This is a genomic window from Niabella sp. (genome assembly GCF_030150205.1).
Taxonomy (GTDB): domain Bacteria; phylum Bacteroidota; class Bacteroidia; order Chitinophagales; family Chitinophagaceae; genus Niabella.
Map to the genome: position 1 here is coordinate 247864 of NZ_JASLGT010000009.1, position 15264 is coordinate 263127.

At 38.4% G+C, this 15264-nt stretch carries 17 protein-coding genes; 16 read left to right on the plus strand and 1 reads right to left on the minus strand.

What is annotated here, in order from left to right; genetic code table 11:
- Nucleotides 1–50: 50 nt before the first annotated feature.
- The 15 genes from Q1V85_RS09070 (at nucleotide 51) to Q1V85_RS09140 (ending at nucleotide 13911) form a co-directional block, all read left to right on the plus strand.
- Nucleotides 51–722: an acyl carrier protein gene (locus Q1V85_RS09070; protein ID WP_300599118.1), complete on the plus strand. Its 672-nt coding sequence runs from the start codon at nucleotides 51–53 to the stop codon at nucleotides 720–722.
- A 77-nt stretch (nucleotides 723–799) separates the two neighbouring features.
- Nucleotides 800–1210 carry a hypothetical protein gene (locus Q1V85_RS09075; RefSeq protein ID WP_300599120.1) on the plus strand — a complete coding sequence of 137 codons (411 nt, stop codon included), beginning with the start codon at nucleotides 800–802 and terminating at the stop codon, nucleotides 1208–1210.
- Nucleotides 1211–1300: 90 nt separating this feature from the next.
- Nucleotides 1301–2083 (plus strand): hypothetical protein, encoded by a 783-nt coding sequence (locus Q1V85_RS09080; protein ID WP_300599122.1) that lies wholly within the window; start codon nucleotides 1301–1303, stop codon nucleotides 2081–2083.
- Between the two features lie 289 nt (nucleotides 2084–2372).
- Nucleotides 2373–2903: a Panacea domain-containing protein gene (locus Q1V85_RS09085; protein ID WP_300599124.1), complete on the plus strand. Its 531-nt coding sequence runs from the start codon at nucleotides 2373–2375 to the stop codon at nucleotides 2901–2903.
- A 1-nt stretch (nucleotide 2904) separates the two neighbouring features.
- Nucleotides 2905–3345: a hypothetical protein gene (locus Q1V85_RS09090; RefSeq protein ID WP_300599125.1), complete on the plus strand. Its 441-nt coding sequence runs from the start codon at nucleotides 2905–2907 to the stop codon at nucleotides 3343–3345.
- A gap of 444 nt (nucleotides 3346–3789) precedes the next feature.
- The gene (locus Q1V85_RS09095; RefSeq protein ID WP_300599127.1) at nucleotides 3790–4320 is read left to right on the plus strand and encodes a hypothetical protein; all 531 of its coding nucleotides are present in this window, start codon (nucleotides 3790–3792) and stop codon (nucleotides 4318–4320) included.
- A 504-nt stretch (nucleotides 4321–4824) separates the two neighbouring features.
- Nucleotides 4825–5343, plus strand: a complete 519-nt coding sequence (locus tag Q1V85_RS09100; protein WP_300599128.1) for a hypothetical protein — start codon at nucleotides 4825–4827, stop codon at nucleotides 5341–5343.
- Nucleotides 5344–5883: 540 nt separating this feature from the next.
- Complete coding sequence (locus Q1V85_RS09105; RefSeq protein ID WP_300599130.1) at nucleotides 5884–6447, plus strand: hypothetical protein; 564 nt, start codon at nucleotides 5884–5886, stop codon at nucleotides 6445–6447.
- Between the two features lie 663 nt (nucleotides 6448–7110).
- The gene (locus tag Q1V85_RS09110) at nucleotides 7111–8148 is read left to right on the plus strand and encodes a CFI-box-CTERM domain-containing protein (RefSeq protein ID WP_300599132.1); all 1038 of its coding nucleotides are present in this window, start codon (nucleotides 7111–7113) and stop codon (nucleotides 8146–8148) included.
- Nucleotides 8149–8345: 197 nt separating this feature from the next.
- Nucleotides 8346–10706 carry an AAA family ATPase gene (locus Q1V85_RS09115; RefSeq protein WP_300599133.1) on the plus strand — a complete coding sequence of 787 codons (2361 nt, stop codon included), beginning with the start codon at nucleotides 8346–8348 and terminating at the stop codon, nucleotides 10704–10706.
- A gap of 132 nt (nucleotides 10707–10838) precedes the next feature.
- On the plus strand, nucleotides 10839–11405 hold the full coding sequence (locus Q1V85_RS09120) for a hypothetical protein (RefSeq protein WP_300599135.1): 567 nt from the start codon (nucleotides 10839–10841) through the stop codon (nucleotides 11403–11405).
- A gap of 34 nt (nucleotides 11406–11439) precedes the next feature.
- A complete protein-coding gene (locus tag Q1V85_RS09125) occupies nucleotides 11440–12429 on the plus strand; it encodes a lysozyme inhibitor LprI family protein (protein ID WP_300599137.1) in 990 nt (329 codons plus the stop codon).
- Between the two features lie 61 nt (nucleotides 12430–12490).
- Nucleotides 12491–12856 (plus strand): hypothetical protein, encoded by a 366-nt coding sequence (locus Q1V85_RS09130; protein WP_300599139.1) that lies wholly within the window; start codon nucleotides 12491–12493, stop codon nucleotides 12854–12856.
- Between the two features lie 277 nt (nucleotides 12857–13133).
- Entirely contained in the window at nucleotides 13134–13577 is a 444-nt protein-coding gene (locus tag Q1V85_RS09135) for a hypothetical protein (RefSeq protein ID WP_300599141.1), read from the plus strand.
- A 64-nt stretch (nucleotides 13578–13641) separates the two neighbouring features.
- Nucleotides 13642–13911 carry a hypothetical protein gene (locus Q1V85_RS09140; protein ID WP_300599143.1) on the plus strand — a complete coding sequence of 90 codons (270 nt, stop codon included), beginning with the start codon at nucleotides 13642–13644 and terminating at the stop codon, nucleotides 13909–13911.
- 4 nt (nucleotides 13912–13915) lie between these two features.
- Here the strand turns inward: Q1V85_RS09140 and Q1V85_RS09145 are convergent, their stop codons facing one another.
- On the minus strand, nucleotides 13916–14158 hold the full coding sequence (locus tag Q1V85_RS09145) for a helix-turn-helix transcriptional regulator (protein WP_300599144.1): 243 nt from the start codon (nucleotides 14156–14158) through the stop codon (nucleotides 13916–13918).
- Between the two features lie 316 nt (nucleotides 14159–14474).
- Between Q1V85_RS09145 and Q1V85_RS09150 the strand changes: the two genes are divergently transcribed.
- Complete coding sequence (locus Q1V85_RS09150; protein WP_300599145.1) at nucleotides 14475–14978, plus strand: hypothetical protein; 504 nt, start codon at nucleotides 14475–14477, stop codon at nucleotides 14976–14978.
- The last annotated feature ends 286 nt before the right edge of the window (nucleotides 14979–15264 follow it).

Here is a 15264-nt window from a genome sequence, read left to right on the forward strand (position 1 = left end):
ATTATAAGCGTTTAATAGTTTACGGCAATGGAAAGTTGCCAAGTAATGCTATGACAGACTACGAACTGAAAAATATCGACCCGGACGACATTAGCGATATACTCGTTAAAGTTGAAAAGTCGTTTGACATTAAGTTTGGTGACACGGAGTTATTGCTCATTACCACTTTTGGTGAACTTTGTGACCACATTGCTAATAAAATCCAACTTCACAATACAGACAATTGTACAAGTCAGCAGGCGTTTTATAAGTTGCGTGACGCTATTGCATCAACACTCCAAATAGACAAAAAAACAATCGCCACGGATTTTTCTCTTGCAGAGTTCTTCCCGCGGCAAAGCAGACGTTTATGCATAACAAAGCTGGAAACGCATTTGGGTTTTAAACTGAACATCCTGCGGCCGCCACTTTTGGTGACGGGCATACTTGCTGTTTTACTGCTGGCAGCTTTCGTTACTCTTTTCTTTGATTGGCGAACCGGACTTGCAGGATTCATCTTTGCGATTGCAGGATTTTGGCTGGCAAATAAAACCGGCAACGAGCTCGACTTAAAAACGATTGGACAGGTAGCTGAGAAAATGACGAGAGAGCATTATGTAAAATCCAGACGAAATCCATGGACATTTAATAAGAAAGAAATAGGAAAAATATTAACGGATTGGTTTAGTGATGACCTGGGCTTGGACAAAAGTAAATTAACAAGGGAAGTAAAATTTGTATGAGCTTTGCGGTGCAACTTCCCGGGCCCAACAAAAAAATCCCGAACCTTGTGTGATATTATCTACAAATCAAACTACAAATGAATCAGGCTGATTTTTCTAATATTATTAAGACATTTATTATTGGAAGCTATCCTGAATTTGCCGGAAAAATTGTGTATCATGATGATCATTCATTTGATTGTGAGCTAAGAAGTGAATCAGATTTATTTTCAATGTGGATTGCAACATATAATTGTGAAATTACAATTGGTTTAAAGGATCCCACGGGAAAATCTGATATTCACACGCATATTGGATTCAGTCAATATGACAGTGAGGATTTTAAAGAAGCGTTTAATTCATTGAAAAATTTTGTTGAAGATATTAAAACCGAAAAATTAATTCTTATTAAAAAGAATAATGGAAATTATGATTGGCTGGATGTTGATGATTTCCGTGGATCAATGCATTCTAAAATTAACTGGAAAAAGAATTACAAAGTCACATAATATCGGCTTGGCCAAATGTGCGGTTAAGTGCAACATGAAATTAACCAGTCTTCGCAGATAAATATACGAATCTCAAACACCAACTCCCAAATGACCGAACAAACCACCTATATCAAAACCGGCCCCGGCAACATTTTAAACCTCGATGCGGACGATCAGGGAAATTTTATTGCCTTTACAGACGATAATACCGTCATCACCCATGACCATCGTTTAATAATAGACATCGACGTTCGTCATCCCGTCATTCGCCGGCTCAACAGCAACACATTCCTGCTTGCAGACGCGCGCACCGGCAGCCGGGTTAACGCGCATATGTACGATTTCGGCGGGCAAAGATTAAAATCCTTTTTAGCCGGGGATGCCATCGCCGATATTATTATCCAGCACAATAAAATCGTTATTACCTATTTTGATGAAGGCATATTGGTTGGCAATGGACCATGCGAAGAAGGCCTTGCCGTGTTTGACCTGGAAGGTAGCCTGGAGTTTGGCGTTAATTCAAGTGCGGACGATATGGTCATTACCGACTGTTATTGTATTTGCAAACACGGCGCAAGCCGGGTTTTGTTTTACGCCTATATGGATCTGAAGGTATTTGCGCTCGATCTTAACACCTTTCAAATAGAGCCGTTCCAAACCCCTGATGATTTTTCCGGGGCTTCGGCCATTTCAACTTATCAGGACAAGATTGTTTTACATTCCGGCTATGACCATAAACGTAGCTTTTTCCTGTGGGATCGCAGGCAGAACAGGGTTCTCAAATTTGGCGAATATCCGCCCGGCCTTAGGGGCCTCACAAACGGTAAGTTTTTAATACATGGCAATACCGGGTATACTATTGTGGACCCGATGGAATCATACAGCGGCTAACTGCTGCTATAAAAACAATGGCCATCATCCCCCCGGTTGGTCGGTCAATAGGGCGCCGCTCATCGCCCATAAGCATCCTCCCCGGTTCCACAATACAACCCCAACTACACAAAATTTTCCATCAAAGATGCTTTTTCATAAACAGTTAAAAATAATCAATTGGTATGGTAGAGATAGCTATTTGATAAACAGCTAATTATCACAATGTTTGCATTTCCTGAAAAAGATTTACCTTTGCAGTCTGAAAGCCATGAGTTTAGTTCCTTATATAAAATTTAGTAGCGACCAATTGGAAAAAATTGGTAATACTGTTGTTTATTTAGCAGAAAGGATTCCACAATTATCTAAGACTAAACTTTTAAAGTTGCTGTATATTTTAGACGAAATTTCAATTAAGAAAAGTGGTATTCCAATTTTAAACTTAAAATATAAAGTTTGGAAATTTGGCCCTGTTTCTGAAGAATTGTTTATCGACTTATCCACAGAGCCGACTTTATTAGACAAATTTATTGAAAGGGAAAATGACGGAAGTCATATTAAAGCTAAAGTTGGTTTTAATGATGATGAATTTTCTGACAATGACATTGAGTTAATGAATTTTGTAATTGAAAAATTTGGGAATAAGTCTGCAAAAGATTTGGTTTCCTATACACATAGAATTAATTCGCCCTGGTACAATACTGCAAAAGAAAATTCTGTTCTTGAATTATTAGAAAAGGAAATAATAAACAATACAGAGTTCTTAATTGATATGGGGCAAATTATCTCTCATGATGAGAGGAAATTAGAAATCTATTCTGAATACCTGGAATCTCACTAGAATGATTGAGGAAAGGAATGTTATTTATTTTGACCCATTTTATTTCAAAAACGGTAATACAGCAAAGCCTAAATACTTTGTAGTTTTAAAGCATACAGGCATAAAAAGCGTTATAGCCTCCCTTCCTACAAGAAAAGATACAATTCCCTTTGATGAAAATATTGATGAAGGCTGTATAGAACTGCCTGATATAAACCTTAATTGTTTTGTCTTACCTAAAGATTTAGAAATTACAGAATGTGGAAAGTTCTTTACTTTTAAGACGTATTTGTATGGTCATCAAATTGACGAGTATAACATTGAATTGTTGGAAGAAATTTATCCGAATGAAGGTAGCGACTATGAAATATGGGGGAAAATGAAATCTGAAATATTTGACAAATTGCTTGATTGTTTTAGAAACTCAAAGACAGTTAAAAGGAAATACAAAAAAATGCTTTAGCTTAATGTAACTGCCGCCAACAACGGGCAATTTTGCCTGGTGTCGCTAATGGGTATAGTGCTAAATGCCAGGATATATACGTGACTTAATAGCTTCTCGTAACGCCTAAGGTGCAAAACAAATTGTAATCGTCAGGGCACGGATCGTGTCAGGAGTTAACGGGATTCCACCCTGGCTAGTTGCCTCAATTTCAGTAGCTGTTTTTTACGATTCTCCAACCCCCTTTGTTAACAAACATATAAACCACCAACCCCGCCCTTTCATAAATAAAAAAAAACAACTATATTAGCAAAACAACCGATTGAGAAAAATGAAACTGCTATAGCTCAGGTGCCAGGACGGTTGCGGAAAATGTAAATTTTTAACCAGCAAAGCTATTGTGCCGCTTGGTTAAAATGCTCATCATAAGTAGAATCTTTAACAATCACCATAAATCCGCAGGTTATGAAACGTTTATTAATGGCCATCGCCACATTTTTGGCCATCCATGCCGGGGCCCAGGCGCAACAGGTAAAAATTTTCAAGAAAACAGAATACAGTAACGGCAACGTTTACCGGCAGCGCTACGACACCATACCATTAACACAGCAGCCTGTTGACCTTTATTTTTTTAGGAAACACTTCAACTTTCCGTATTACCTGCCGGAGAAGTTTACAGACGAAGCACTTAAAAATAAAACCATATCCGTTTTGCGAAATCCCAATGCCAAAAAGGAGGATAAAGGTAATTGGGAAAACACCTACACATACGACAGTTTTGGCCGCGTTACAAACTATACCTATTCCGGTTGCTTTCTATGTTCAAACCTTCCTTATAACTACAGCGTAACCTACAACAAAGACGGACAAGTAGAGCAGCTCAAAAATACCATCAATAATCAGGAAAGTTTCCGATTCTACTACAATGCCAAAGGAGATATTGTAAAACTTGAAAAATACTTATTCGGTAAATTACAGACGGAGGTGGTCAACTAAAATACACGCCACGGTTGGCCATTCCGCAATCAGCATCTTTATTTAGGCAGTTAAAATATTTTTTATGTTCCCGGCTTTAGTGCTTATAGTGGCCGGGGTGCGTCGCACACTTGTGCTCCAGTGCGGGTAGCATACGTCCGATTTGATGGCGCTCACTTTTTATAGGTGATTTGGCAGCAGCAGTTTGGTAGATGCAGCCGGCTATTTGGGGACTGGTGCGACCGGTGCGACATGACGCTATCCGTTTTAGCAAGTGTACTCAAAGTGCTTTTAGAGTGGCTATCGGCCGGCCGGTTAGTCGGTTGCAAAAGCACGCTCTGTAGGGAGAGTGGCCGTCTACCCCGTTCCACCAATGGAACCCCGCCCATGCGCAGCTATTAGCATTTATTTTGTATAAACCGCCGGAGACTGCTTAATAAACTTGGGAAAAATTAAGTATATTAGTAAAACAACCGGTTGGAAAAATAAACTGCTGAAGCAAGCAACAAACAAACTCCATTCATCATGAAAATAGTTAGATGTGTCTTTTGTATCCTGTCTTTTATGGTTTTAAGCTTCATGGGATATGGACAAAACTGCAAGGCTGTTTCTACAAGAAAAGACAAGGAAAATGGTATTATAACCGTTAGTGGAATCGCTACTTCAAAAGATTTTTATAGTTTATTGATCCAAAAACAAATGAGCTATGATGATACATTGGTTGCGCCCAGGTACCTTTTATTTCTCAACGCTGCATCAAGAGTAAAATTTTCTGATAGCACGCTCAAAACAAAAGGGACGTTTCATTTAAAACTTCTCGACAGTTCAATGATAAGTCTGGATAGTGTTTCTTTCATCAACCGGCCACTGGGGTTCAGCTCTCTTGGGTTTAAAGTGTATGTGAATGAAAAGGTGGTACAGGCTTTATCTTTAAACCCCATTGTTACACTAATGGTAGATGATAAACTGAAAACGGATTTTAAGCTAAAGGAGCAAAAAAAGCAACAGAAAATAGCTGGCTGCTTATTGCAACGGAAAGCATAGTATAGTTAAAATAGCTATTTTTTTCCTGTCCGTAGGCAATGGTGCGTTTTTTTATTGGCCCGGCAGGTACTTTTAATTGGCCGTGGTACACTAAGGGGGCGGTCAGCCCCCGGTGCCGGGGTTCTGTTGCACACCTGTCCCACAATGCATAGGAGTGAAAAAATGAATATCTTAGCAAGATCACTGTTGATTATAATGGATTTGTTATGCCATATATCCTGGCATGGGCACTTTGAGCCTTTAATTTGTATGATAACTATTATGACCGGCAAATAGTTACAACGCCGGATCCGAACATTCGGATTATTCCGGGGCAGCTGCCATGCTACCGGAGCGGGGAGTGCCATAGGCCCGCCCGGATGACCCGGTCGGACGGGCACGGCCCATAATAGCGCCCGCATGTCCCCCTGGTCTCTCAGTCCCACCAATGCATGCATATACACCACCACCCGCCGCATTTGCAAAGCAATACCTCCCTTACGGAAATCCGTAAAATGCCGGCTACTGCATTTCATAGTTTCGCGCAATAAAAAAATACTTATGATTATGATGTTCGCTAAATTTAGAGTTAGCACATTGCCCTTATTTTTTAAACTGTTCATGCTGCTGTTTTTTCTGGGATCTTGTAAGAAAGCAACCAACAACTTGCAAAAGCAACCGGAGCCCACTCCAACAGTTTTTGCTTACGAAGTTCATTGCGATTTGTGTAGTATAACTTATAATGATTTAAATGGTGAAAGCAGGACTGTAAGAAATAATACCGGTAAATGGAGTTTTAATATCCTGGGGAAAACGCCATCAAACCTCAAGCTAAGTGTTGTCACAACTTTACCCAGCTATCAGTCCATTCAGGCATACATTCTGAAAGATGGGGAGGTGGTTTATGGAAATCTTGGCTATAATCGTGCAGAGATTACCTACAGTACGGTTAATGGTAAGGGTACCTCTAGTTTTGGAACTTATATACCGTCAACTTCACCAGGGGGAAGCGATCAAAATGGAGGTACTTCCTCGAGTTCGTCTGTATGTGGTGCAAAAAACAAAACAGGAGGATATTGCAAAAGAGTAGTTGCTGGTGGTGGTAGATGCTGGCAACACCGGTAATTGGGAAGTAATAGTGGTCGAGCCATTCGCGTAGCGATCTTCCGGTATCTCTAACAGTGTCATCCTCATATCATGGGTAAGCGGCTGTAGTATAAATGCTTTTCTGTTGGTGTATATATATTGTCCCGGCTGCAGTGCTGGTAGCAGCTTCGTTGTGTCACTCACTTGTGCTGCGGTGCATAGGGCATCAGTTTAGCGCCCCATGTCCCCCAATGCAAGTGCAGGCCAGCCCAGCCCGCCCGATTCCCAAAACCCTGGCAATTAATTCCCTTACTGTTTCCCGTAAAAATGCTTTTTTGTTGGTGTATATATATTGTCCCGGCTGCAGTGCGTATGGCAACGGTCCTGAGCCTGTCCCGCTGAAAGCGGGATCGCACTCTTGTGCTGTAGTGCAGGTAGCATCGATATCCCGCTGAAAGCGGGATCACTCACTTGTGCTGCGGTGTCCCGATAGCGATCGGGAGCATCAGTTTAGCGCCCCGTGTCCCGCGTCCTCCAAACGTAAATGCTTGCCCATGTCCCCCAAGTCCCCCCGTCCCCCAATACAATCGCACGCCAGCCCACCCGCCCGATTTCCCCAAATCTTAGCAATTAATCCCCTTACGGTTTTCCGTAAAAATGACCCGTTGTTGAGGAATACATTTGTATGCAAAATACACTGTTATGAAAAAAATTACTTGCGAGTTATGTGGCAGCAGCCAGTTAGCCAAGCAGGACGACGCATATGTTTGCCAAAACTGTAATACAAAATACTCCGTAGAAGAAGCCAGAAAAATGATTATTGATGGAGTAGTAGAGATAACGGGTAAGGTAGAGGTAGATAGTTCTGGTAAGCTGAGCAACCTGTACCAGATTGCCCGCCGGGCGAAAAACGAGGATAATGCCGAAAATGCCGCCCGGTATTATGACATGATATTGATTGAGGACCCTACCAGTTGGGAGGCCGCATTTTACGTGGTTTACTTTAAGGCCGTACAATGCAAAATTGCCTACATCCAATCTGCTGCGGTTTCTGTTAATAATTGTATAGATGCAGTAATCGGGCTTATTAAAGATAAGGTGGCCGATGAATTGGAACAAGAACATGCTATTAATGAAGTAGCCAATCGAGTAATAGATATTTCCAATATGCTGTTTAATGGAGCAACAAACCATTATTATGATACTGATTTTGAAATACGGCAAAATTATGTGCAGGAATATATTAATAATGCCTTTGCCGCTTTTGGAACTGTTTACTATATGGGGGATGTATTGGAGAATAGTTTTGGCGATAAACAATACGCTTGCGAATTGGCCGCTACTGCCTGGAAGGCCGGGGTTAGCATGCATAGCAGGGTATTAAGCTTTTTAAATGATAAAGTGGGCAATAAGAATAGAATAATGGACTATGTAACTAAAATTGCCAAATATGACAGGTCATATGAAGCTCCAAAATTATCCACGGAGCAGCCGGCCAGCTCCGGTTGCTATATTGCCACGGCGGTTTATGGCAGCTATGATAGCCCGCAGGTATGGGTGCTCCGCCGTTACCGGGATGATACACTGGCCCAAACATGGTATGGCCGGGCATTTATCCGTTTCTATTATGCCACCAGCCCCACTATTGTAAAATGGTTTGGTAAAACGGAGTGGTTTAATAGCATTTTTAAAAAACTGCTGGATGATTTTATTGAAAAATTAAAAAAACAACTATATTAGCAAAACAACCAGTTGGGAAAAACTGCTGAAGCTCAAAAGCCAGAACGGTTGCGGAATTAATAATTTTTTGACCTGTAAAAGCTGTATAATAGCCGTATTTAAGTATTTGCAAACGATTATAGACGCTTAATAATTGCAGTAATCGCTAATTTATGTGTAATGCTACCCTGCAACATTGTCACAAATAACGGGAAGTAATGATAGCAAAATTCAAATCCATAACAAACCTTGCTGTTTTTCAAAATTTTAATTGGGACACAACTATTCGAGATGGAGGCAACAATGTTGTTACATTCAAACCTATTAATATTTTTTATGGGCGAAATTATTCTGGAAAAACAACACTTTCACGAATAGTTAGAGCATTAGAAACAGGAAGCATTTCTGATAAATATGAAAATCCACAATTTGAAGTAAGTATTAAAGACGTTGGAGATTGTACACCAGATAATTTAACGGCACACGGAAAGAAAGTTAGAGTATTTAATGAGGATTTTGTAAAAGATAATCTTCGGTTCATCATAGATTCAGACGAAAGTATTACGCCTTTTGCAATAATTGGTGGAAACGCAACAATTGAGGAAGCAATACAAAAATTCAAAGATGATTTAGGTAGTAATGAAGAAGGCAACGAAAGCGGATTCTATCTTGAGCTAAAAAATGCTAACTTAATAGCTAATATAGCATATCAAGCTTATCAAACTGAAAACAATAGTTTAAACCAACAATTAAATACAAAAGCATTAGACAGAACCACAGGTATAAAATATAGATCTGATAGGTTTGGTGACCAAAACTATACGACAGCAAAACTTTCATCAGATATTGTAACTGTTTTAAAAAGTTCGTTTCAACCTCTAACCAGTGATGAAGTAACTCAAAAACTAATTTTGCTGGATGAAAAGGCTAATGAAGACATTTCTGATATAGCAAAACCCAATTTAGATTTAAAAACGGTTAATACAAAAGCTAAAGAGCTTATAACAAGGTCAATCATCAGCTCTAATAAAATTGAGCAACTTTTGAAAGATGCTATTCTCAATCGTTGGGTTAAAGAAGGACGACAAATACACAAAAATAAACTTGAACAATGTGCATTTTGTGGCAATCATATTTCCGAACAGCGTTGGAACGAACTTGACAGCCACTTTGATGAAGAATCTGAAAAATTAGAAAAGGAGATTGATGAAGCCATTTCGGAAATTGAAGACTTAATCCGAAATGTTGACAAACAATTACAAATGGATAAAAATGCTTTTTATTCAAAGTTTCATTCGGATTTAGATAGATTAATTTCACTAAGACAGTATATTGTTGAGAAAATAAAAGCGGAATTAAATCGCATTAATGAAAATCTTAAAGAACGCAAAGGTGACTTGTTAAATTCAAAAACATACATTAGCATTATTGATAACAGCAGACGACTTGAATGGTGTTGGACAATATTTGAAAAATATAGAAGTGAAGCTAATAATTATAGTAGCTCATTAGGAAATGAACAAACTGAAGCAAAGAAGTTGTTACGACTAAGTGAAGTTAGTGATTTTGTAACAACAATACAATACACGAGTAAAACTGCAAGAATACAAGAGCTGAAAATGACCTCTGAAACAGAAACACAGAACAAGCAAGCGATAGAACATAAAATACAAAGGCAAATAGTACAAATTGAAGACAAAGAGCGCTTGATGAAAGATGAAGAAAAAGGAGCGTTAAAGGTAAACGAATATTTAAATAACTTTTTCGGGCACGATTTTTTAACTCTACAAGCTAAAGAAGTAGCAGAAAAGAAAATACGTTTTGAAATTATTAGGAATGGAAAGAAAGCCCATCATTTAAGCGAAGGAGAATGCAGTTTGATAGCATTCTGTTACTTTATGGCTAAACTTGAAGATGTTGAAACCAAAGGAAGTAAGCCAATTATTTGGATTGACGACCCAATTTCAAGTTTAGACAATAATCACATTTTTTTCGTGTATAGTCTTATCAATGCTGAAATTATTTCCAAGCAAGAATTTGAGCAAATATTTATTTCTACTCATAATCTTGATTTTCTGAAATACTTGAAACGACTACCAGGGGCGTTAAATAAAAATCAATGCAATTATTTTTTAATTTCAAGAGAAAAAGAAAACAGTAGAATTAGATTGATGCCAAGATATTTAAAAGACTATGTAACAGAGTTTAACTTTCTTTTCCATCAAATTTATATGTGTTCGATTGCCGATGCAGACGATGAATGCCAACACAATTTGTTTTATAACTTTGGAAACAATACACGGAAGTTTTTGGAAGCATTTCTTTATTATAAATATCCAAATGCCAATGACCAAATTGAAAAGCTAACAAAATTCTTTGGCGCCAACAGGCAAGCCTCTACAATGACAGATCGTATTAACAATGAGTTGTCGCACTTAGAAGGTTTATTTGAAAGAAGTATGACACCTATTGATATACCAGAAATGAAAAAAACAGCGGTATTTATATTGGACAGAATCAAAGAAAAAGACAACGAACAATATGAAGCATTGTTATTAAGTATAGGTGTCGAAAGTTGAATAGAGTTAGCACAGCCCGTGGCAGGGTATTTATGAAGAGGTGCTGGATTTAACCATCAATTTGTTTTCTACTATTACGCCTTGGTGTTTTTATTTACTGGGAATTTCTAAATTAGCAGGTAAAAACGGCTCATGGAAATTTTAGATCAATTAATCTTAGAGGGAGAAAGTTTAACTGCAACAATAAGTTTTGTGCCTCCTCCGTCGAATGTAATGAGGACTTTTTCTGTGTACAAAACTTCCAAAGATGAATATTACCAAAACTGGTTATCTTCTGTACGACGTTTTGTCAAGACTCATCATTCAAGCGACTTAGAGGATGTTAAAGAAGCTGCGAAGAAGCTTAGTCCAGACAATCATCGAAAAATATTAGGAATATTAAGAGCAATAAAAATATTGCCAACTGAACCAATCGAAACAAATGCCAAAGAGCCTTCTTCGATAAATAACATCAATATTACTAATAACCAAAATAACACTCAGCAGATGACGGTGAGTTTGTTTTTGGAAGCAATTGGAGATGAACTGACAGGAAAGGAGTTTAAGGAAGTAAAGGAGATTCTAAGGGGATTTAAAGAGGAACCAGTAAATACTAAAACAAAATTAATTGAAAAGATAAAGGGATTTGGAGGAGACGTTTTATCTAATATAATTGCAAACATTTTGACAAATCCCACTATTTACAATGGGCTAATTTGACAAAAGCTACCGAAGACATTATGTCTAGAAAAATATGAAGCGAAATCTACTTACAGAAATAAATGAAGTAAAATCTAGAACAGAACGTGATTTTAGATACAAGGCAGACTTTAGACTGGAGCAATTAGAAACTATTGTTACGCAATATTTAACTAATAATCAGAATGCTAATGTCGAACTAGTAAAGTACGTGCCTATTGCAACCGTTGCATGTTTTGAATCCTTTTTTCGTTCTGTCATTAAAGAACTTATCGATTCGGGAAAACCATATAATGAAAATGCAATTCAATTTAACCAATCTAAAAACATAAAATTCGATTTTGATATAATTCTCGCTATCCAAAGCAAGCGTGTAACAATCGGGGAATTTATCTCTCATATCTTACCCTGTAATAATCTTAATGACATCAATTCAAATCTGTCAACTTTAACTAACGGTGATTTTTTAGATTCACTCAAGAAGTATAAGCGCAAAAGTTTGTTTGAGGATGTGAATAAAATTTCAAAAGCATTTCGGGATAATTCCAGCCAGATAATATCTGACATCAAAAGAACTTTTGAATTAAGACATATCTTTTGTCATGAGTTTTCTGCTAACGTCAAAGTTGACATCAGCGAAGTACTTAGATGTCTTCGGAATTGTAGAATTTTTTTGAAGCATGTGGATGACTTCATTTGGAATTTACTTCATCCCAATGCTCCTGAAACCCAACAGGATATGAATATAAAATCGGGTAAGGATTTTGAGCTATTGGATAACGAATTGTCAGAACTAATTAAAACAATAAAGCAACTCAGAGGTGAAAACCAACTAGGCTTTATACACCCTCTGCTTTTTGATAAATCCATCGAAGAATGGAAAAAGTATAGAGATGCAAAAGCTGAAGCCGACTCTGCTAATTATACAGGTGGTACAATTTATCCAACTATATACGCAAATAGTCGAACGTGGACAACAAAAGAAAAAATTGCAAGTTTGAAGGAAGAATTTGGCTATGAATTAAAAGAACATAAAAATGTTTAACAGTATCTTGATGACGTGTAGGAATATTGAATATGTTCTTTAAAACTATACAGTTCGGCAAATGAACAATGAAATTACTATGGATCCCAGAGAAGCGTTTTTCAAAATTATACACAGCTATTATTTAAACTTAGCAGCCGACGAGATACCAATAGAGTTAATTAATGAGGTAAGTGATATTGTTACAGATTTCTATTATGAGCAATACAATAGATTTAATAGGCAATACCCAAAATCTGCAAAGCGGTATTCAGTTTTTCAATTGAAAGATCTGGAACATCCAACTGCTTTTGAAATGATCATTAAATATTTTAAGAAAAAAGATAGTGATAGGTATAAGGACTACAGTACGATCCTATTAAGAATGACTTTAGAGGAGTTGATTGCATTTGAAAAGAACAGGGAAGAATTTCACAAAATGTGGTAGCAGGTGTAGGGAGCTTCACGATTTGTAAAATTTGATTATCATTCCTCAAACTCAAATTCAAAATCCAACAACTTTTTCGGATAAACTTCCAGTTCCTTTGCTATGGCCACTAATGCGGATAAAGTTGTATTGTACCTCTGTTGATGATTCAATAAAGTTACGTAGTCTCAATTATCGAGTTTACTACTTGGCAAACTTTTGTTAATTGTACAGAATAACTATATTAACAGCGCGCCTTTGGAAATTGAAGGTTTTATAGTTAATTTAGAGGGACACTATGCCGATAATAAGAAGTTCAGATCAAAAGAGTGAAACACTTGAGGAATTCTATAAGGAATTAACAAGTGCCAAGGCTACCGTGACAGAAAATGAAATAGGAAAAGCAATGCTCTCTTTTATTTCAATGATAAACGAGACTTTTATTGACACTACGCTTTATGGATTGACTTCGCACTATGCACTTGTAATTCAGGCAATAAACAGATGGGACCATGGTTGGTTTGTTACAGTATACAGTATAGGCGATAAGAAGTTTCAGTTTGAATATCAAATGACAGAAACTAAAAGCCCTTGGAAATATGCTATTGTAAAAGGGCAGGCAAATACGATTGATGAGGCCAGAAGTTATTTGATTATTGCAATGACAGAAAGTGAAGGTTGGAAAGGCAACAATGAATTAAATGAACTTTATGCAGAACTTAAAAACGGAAGAATATTATAAAGACGAACGGATTGGTAAAGCTACATAGTGGATAGGGCTTTATCGAGAAATAAAATGTTAGAATGTGATTACTTTAAAACACATAGAAGTTTACAAAAAATACGATGGCGATGTTGATGGCTTTAGCCGATGTGCAATAGCCAAGAAAAGAATGGTTATGCAAAACGGCGATTGGACAAGAATAGAATCGTTTATTCAGGACTTGGTAATAATAAAAAAGGGGCTTGCTTCTAAAACTTTTGAACAGCTAACAAAAAATGCATTAGAAAACGAATGCGTAGATAGCAATGTTATTCAGGAGTTGAAAAGGATTGCTAACAAAAGCAACTCTTAACTTCTCAATCCTCAAACTCAAACTCAAAATCCAACAGTTTCCTGGGATGAATACCTAACCCTTTCGCAAGTTCAAGAATGGTTAGCATTTGAACATTAACTTGTCCTTTCTCAATTTTGCTGATTTTGCTGTGATCAACACTGCATAGCTGTGCAAGTTCTCGATAACTTAAATTTTTCTTCTTCCGGAAGGATGCTAGCTTGTGGCCCAGTTCAAAAAGAAATTTATCAGCGATATCTTTGTCCATGCTCAGGTATTTAACCTAAGGTGAGAATAGTTTAAAAAAATATTGTAGTCTTTTTCGACCACATTTAAATATTTCTCCTTATATTCGCATTAGAAATTATTTTTGCGTTTACTTCATAAAATTATTTGAAGCATTCGCTTTGAATCTCGCATTTTGGAAACTGGTAATTTTTAATTGCAACGAGATGATAAGCAGAATAGCTCACGACCTAGGCGTGGGCTCTCTTATCTGTTGCAAGGGTATACCAGTACCTCAAAAAGCGGTAAGTTGAGCACCACGCCTTTTTGTGCGGGTGCCGGCCTAAAACCTATTTGATATGAACAATGCCGTTGCTACACCCGCACCCAACACCAACCCCTGTTTTAACGAAGCACAGTGGCTGCAAGTACTGTTCCTGCTGGCAGATACGCAAAGCTGGCTGCAACAATTGCAGGAAGGCCTTATATGGCAGCTGCCGGTAAAGAACCGTAAAAAACTATTGCGCAAATGCTGGTACCTCACCGCAACCGCCCTGGCGCATATATTAGAGCGCCATTATTATAAAGTACCCCGCCACCCGCTGGCCAGTAAGTTTACCCTGTCCATCCCCGCCATAGCCGCCGCCATACGGGATGCTTACCAGCAGGCCCCCGCGCCCAAGCCGGATAGCGACCTGCTGCAACGCGTGTGGGACACCGGCGCGCCGCTGGGCTATGATACCACCGGCCGCGTGGTAAGTGTGCTTACGGTCATTAGCACCGCCGCCGGGGAAATAGTTACGGCTTTCCCGGGTACGGTAGATCTGCGGGGGGAGAAGGGTAACCCCGTTTCGCCGCCCTAAAGATCCGCCACGTAAAAAAGAGATGTTGCGTTACCTGCAGATGACAGCCGCTGTGATCCCGTTCCGGAGCAAAGGAAGAAAAGTCCACCCGATGAAAAAGAATCAAAAAGGTAAACGTGTTTTTTCTTAGAAGGTCGTCCGCCGGGCAGATGCTGAAACAAGTTCAGGGTGACGCCCGTAATTATACGTTCGTCATGTTGAGCGGATCCCGCGATAGCGGGAGTAGCCGAAACATCTCTGTATTCCAGGGGCGTCCGATATTTAAGAGACCCTTCCGCTCCTTCCG

What these genes read in the sequence shown, in the direction of transcription:
- Q1V85_RS09145 (WP_300599144.1), bottom strand. Translation starts at nt 14,158, where the DNA reads ATGGACAAAGATATCGCTGATAAATTTCTTTTTGAACTGGGCCACAAG.
- Q1V85_RS09105 (WP_300599130.1), top strand. Translation starts at nt 5,884, where the DNA reads ATGATTATGATGTTCGCTAAATTTAGAGTTAGCACATTGCCCTTATTT.
- Q1V85_RS09090 (WP_300599125.1), top strand. Translation starts at nt 2,905, where the DNA reads ATGATTGAGGAAAGGAATGTTATTTATTTTGACCCATTTTATTTCAAA.
- Q1V85_RS09150 (WP_300599145.1), top strand. Translation starts at nt 14,475, where the DNA reads ATGAACAATGCCGTTGCTACACCCGCACCCAACACCAACCCCTGTTTT.
- Q1V85_RS09135 (WP_300599141.1), top strand. Translation starts at nt 13,134, where the DNA reads ATGCCGATAATAAGAAGTTCAGATCAAAAGAGTGAAACACTTGAGGAA.
- Q1V85_RS09070 (WP_300599118.1), top strand. Translation starts at nt 51, where the DNA reads ATGACAGACTACGAACTGAAAAATATCGACCCGGACGACATTAGCGAT.
- Q1V85_RS09120 (WP_300599135.1), top strand. Translation starts at nt 10,839, where the DNA reads ATGGAAATTTTAGATCAATTAATCTTAGAGGGAGAAAGTTTAACTGCA.
- Q1V85_RS09075 (WP_300599120.1), top strand. Translation starts at nt 800, where the DNA reads ATGAATCAGGCTGATTTTTCTAATATTATTAAGACATTTATTATTGGA.
- Q1V85_RS09100 (WP_300599128.1), top strand. Translation starts at nt 4,825, where the DNA reads ATGAAAATAGTTAGATGTGTCTTTTGTATCCTGTCTTTTATGGTTTTA.
- Q1V85_RS09080 (WP_300599122.1), top strand. Translation starts at nt 1,301, where the DNA reads ATGACCGAACAAACCACCTATATCAAAACCGGCCCCGGCAACATTTTA.
- Q1V85_RS09115 (WP_300599133.1), top strand. Translation starts at nt 8,346, where the DNA reads ATGATAGCAAAATTCAAATCCATAACAAACCTTGCTGTTTTTCAAAAT.
- Q1V85_RS09130 (WP_300599139.1), top strand. Translation starts at nt 12,491, where the DNA reads ATGAACAATGAAATTACTATGGATCCCAGAGAAGCGTTTTTCAAAATT.
- Q1V85_RS09110 (WP_300599132.1), top strand. Translation starts at nt 7,111, where the DNA reads ATGAAAAAAATTACTTGCGAGTTATGTGGCAGCAGCCAGTTAGCCAAG.
- Q1V85_RS09125 (WP_300599137.1), top strand. Translation starts at nt 11,440, where the DNA reads ATGAAGCGAAATCTACTTACAGAAATAAATGAAGTAAAATCTAGAACA.
- Q1V85_RS09095 (WP_300599127.1), top strand. Translation starts at nt 3,790, where the DNA reads ATGAAACGTTTATTAATGGCCATCGCCACATTTTTGGCCATCCATGCC.